Origin of the sequence: Synechococcus sp. MU1655 (assembly GCF_023630655.1) — a bacterium.
In the GTDB taxonomy this organism is placed as follows: Bacteria; Cyanobacteriota; Cyanobacteriia; order PCC-6307; family Cyanobiaceae; genus Synechococcus_C.
This window is the reverse complement of record NZ_JAKUHK010000242.1, coordinates 1-3,007: the sequence shown is the minus strand read 5'-3', so window position 1 is coordinate 3,007 and position 3,007 is coordinate 1. Positions and strand designations below refer to the sequence as shown.

The following is a 3,007-nucleotide window of genomic DNA, read 5'->3' as shown; positions in this document are numbered from 1 at the left end:
TTTCACCTCGAGTCAACCCCTGCATCTGGGATGGTCGCGATCACTCCTAGGAAGCGCAAAACAAGGACAGCGACCACGGTGGAAACAGATCGCATCCAACCTTGTTCCACGCCAATGAGAGGCTGATTCTGATTGAGATTTCAACTGAGGCAGACCCTTGTTCCAGTCAAGTTCTGCTCGCAAGCTGACACGATCGCAATACCCCATGGCCCTAGTTGGCGACAGTGCGCATCGACCTGAAGACCTTTTCCCTGGTGGCTTGCACTCAACCCATCGGCCGCCACAACCCAATGCGACAGATCTTGCGCCAACGATCCCCGATGCCACTTAATCGCAGCTTCCTTGATCAGCCAGTGCTCCAACACACTCTGGTGAAACGCTTGTTTTGGGAGGCCTTTCAATTGATGTTGCTCGCTTAATGCGTAATAGCGCCTCATCAGCGCTTCAGATGCAAAGGGACGATTCAATCGCTCTAAATCAACCCCAACGGGGGCAGAAGACCAGGCCATCAACGCAGATCCTTGGCTATGGCTGAGGCTGACAAATCCCCAACCTGAGTGCATCGAGGGAGGCGCACCCGGGGGCGCATGCAAAGGAATCTCCTGCGCAGGCACTCCCCACAAATCACTAAGACACGAACGCATCCAGGCTCGGGAGCCAAGGAAACGCTGCTGACCGGTCTGACCCAAGTTGCAAGCCCAAGCGTGTTCCTGATCTGACACGCAAGAATCCCTTGAGGACACTGGACCAAGCCACATCACGGTTACGCTTCCGCTCTGGCTGTTGCCTTCCTCCATGACTTTGCAGATCGGCGATCTCGCGCCTGATTTCACACTTCCTGACCAAAACGGAGAACCCGTGCACTTGGCCTCCTTGCGGGGGCAGCGCGTGGTGATCTATTTCTATCCCAAAGACGCCACCCCTGGTTGCACGAAAGAGGCCTGCAACTTTCGAGATCGCTGGTCGTCCTTTCAGGACCATGGAATCCACGTCTTAGGGATCAGCAAGGACAACGCGGCATCCCATACGCGCTTCATCGCCAAGCAGGAATTGCCCTTCACGCTGTTGAGTGATGAAGAGCCTTGCCCCGTTGCCAGCAGCTTTGAGAGTTACGGTCTGAAAAAGTTCATGGGCCGCGAATCCATTGGGATGATGCGTCACACCTTCGTCGTAGACGCGGAAGGACGGTTGGAACTGATCTACCGGAAAGTGAAATCTGATTCCATGGCCGATCAAATCCTCAGTGATTTAGGGATCAGCTGATCAGCTCGACCATCGCCTCCATCACCAAGTTCGGGGCATGTAGCACCTCCATCCCCAACTGCTTCTGAAGTTTCGGGAGTAGTTGGAGGGCATCTCCTCCACAGAGCCAAATCGGCCAAGGGCTTTGCGCGTGGGCTTCACGGATGAGACCCACCAAACTTTGCTGCGCTCCAGAGCGCATGGCGGCCTGAGTCTCGAAGGGGAAAGACTCAGCTTCTTCTGGGGCTAAAACCAAGGGCGAGGTCGCTGTTAGTCCTGCTGTGGCCTCACCCATCGCGCGCAATTGCAATCCATAACCAGCCGCCAACAACCCACCGGAGAACGATCCATCCGCAGAGATTCTGGTAAGGCTGAGAACCGTGCCTGCATCCACCACCAGAACGCCAACACGATTTTGATTCGCACGCCAAGCTCCCCATCCAGCGAGAGCTCGATCGATGCCTAACCAAGGGGGAATCCCCTGAAGTGGGATCGCACTCAGGTTCAGCCGTTTACTGGACTGCAAACAAGGATGGCTTGGGACCACCCCCACAGCCGCCCAGGCGAGGAGATCGCTGGGTGCATCCAACGCCTCAAGCGCCGCGGCTTCATGCTCATAGATCCAAGCAGAAGCGCCCCTCTGCTCTGCCCAATGCCAGCGGCTGTTCCCAATCAACAAGCAACGGGATGGGAGGGCCTCGCTAGATGCCATCACCCATAACACCTGGCAGGTGGATGCCACATTCCTGTTTGAGGCCAGCAAAGCGCGTGTCTCGTCCCGTCGCCTCTAGCCCGTCAGGGCCACTGGAATGCCAATCACCAACCGTGGAATATCCCTTCTCAAACAGCGGATGTTGGGGAAGATCGTTCTCCTTCATGTAATAGAAGACATCCCGTGAGGTCCACTCCAAAAGCGGCCTCAGGGAGAAGCGACTACGAATGGGATCGAGCGCAGTCATGCTTCGGCGTGTATCCGTCTGAGCACGGCGCACACCACTCGCCCAGCAAGACACCTGAAGACGATGCATCGCTTCTTCAAGGGGCTCTACCTTGCGGATTTTGAGGTAAAGCTCCATGTCCTCAACAACACCTGATTCCCAGAGGCGGCCATGGAGCGCCTCCATCCGAGCTGCAGACGAGGAAGACTGAGCGATGTGGAGGTTCAGATCAAAGCGCTCGCGAAGCTCCTCGGCGTAGCGATAGGTCTCAGGGGGGAGATAGCCGGTATCCACCCAGATCACTGGAATGTCTCGGGCTCGATCCATCCCGCTCAACAAGTGCAGCAATACAGAGGATTGGATCCCGAAGCTCGTGGTCAGGGCAAAACCCGACCCAAACTGCTCATAAGCCCACAGCAACCTTGAGCGCGCATCCAACGGCTCAAGCTGCTCACGCGCTAGTTGCAGTTCTCCCGCCTCAGCCTTGGGGCCAGCGGCAACGACAGGCTGATTGTTGGAGGTGGACACATCCCTCATCTCTCCATCTTCCAACGCCGAGGGGCATGGTGTCATGTCTATGGTTTCAAAACCATTTCTGAAGTTCTGACTTCAAGTACCACCATGCACAACAATCCAATCATTGTTGTGGGCGGTGGATTTGCAGGTCTAACAACAGCTTTAGCCCTCAGTAATCAACGGCCCCGTCCACCGTTGTTGTTGATTGAGCCGCGCCAACAATTTCTCTTCTTACCTCTTCTCTATGAGCTTCTCAGCGGCGAAATGAAGAGTTGGGAGATCGCTCCCACCTATGACAGCCTTCTCCAGGG

At 55.9% G+C, this 3,007-nt stretch carries 4 protein-coding genes and 1 pseudogene; 2 read left to right on the top strand and 3 right to left on the bottom strand.

Annotated elements, in window-relative coordinates; translation table 11 throughout:
* Window positions 1–140: 140 nt before the first annotated feature.
* Entirely contained in the window at window positions 141–689 is a 549-nt protein-coding gene (locus tag NCN04_RS10050) for a 4'-phosphopantetheinyl transferase family protein (protein WP_250396001.1), read from the bottom strand.
* Between the two features lie 106 nt (window positions 690–795).
* Here NCN04_RS10050 and bcp point away from each other — a divergent pair, with 106 nt between their 5' ends.
* On the top strand, window positions 796–1,263 hold the full coding sequence (bcp, locus tag NCN04_RS10045) for a thioredoxin-dependent thiol peroxidase (protein ID WP_048347289.1): 468 nt from the start codon (window positions 796–798) through the stop codon (window positions 1,261–1,263).
* On the opposite strand, the gene NCN04_RS10040 is transcribed toward bcp, so the two are convergent.
* On the bottom strand, window positions 1,256–1,954 hold the full coding sequence (locus NCN04_RS10040) for a type III pantothenate kinase (protein ID WP_250396000.1): 699 nt from the start codon (window positions 1,952–1,954) through the stop codon (window positions 1,256–1,258). The genes bcp and NCN04_RS10040 overlap by 8 nt on opposite strands.
* Entirely contained in the window at window positions 1,944–2,753 is an 810-nt protein-coding gene (locus NCN04_RS10035) for a phosphoadenylyl-sulfate reductase (RefSeq protein ID WP_250395999.1), read from the bottom strand. The genes NCN04_RS10040 and NCN04_RS10035 overlap by 11 nt, the downstream gene beginning before the upstream one ends.
* Window positions 2,754–2,801: 48 nt before the next feature.
* Here NCN04_RS10035 and NCN04_RS10030 point away from each other — a divergent pair.
* Window positions 2,802–3,007, top strand: a pseudogene (locus tag NCN04_RS10030) (NAD(P)/FAD-dependent oxidoreductase); the annotation flags it as partial.

Excerpts from the sequence above, each read along its gene's own strand:
- bcp (WP_048347289.1), top strand. The coding sequence starts at position 796 with ATGACTTTGCAGATCGGCGATCTCGCGCCTGATTTCACACTTCCTGAC.
- NCN04_RS10040 (WP_250396000.1), bottom strand. The coding sequence starts at position 1,954 with ATGGCATCTAGCGAGGCCCTCCCATCCCGTTGCTTGTTGATTGGGAAC.
- NCN04_RS10035 (WP_250395999.1), bottom strand. The coding sequence starts at position 2,753 with ATGACACCATGCCCCTCGGCGTTGGAAGATGGAGAGATGAGGGATGTG.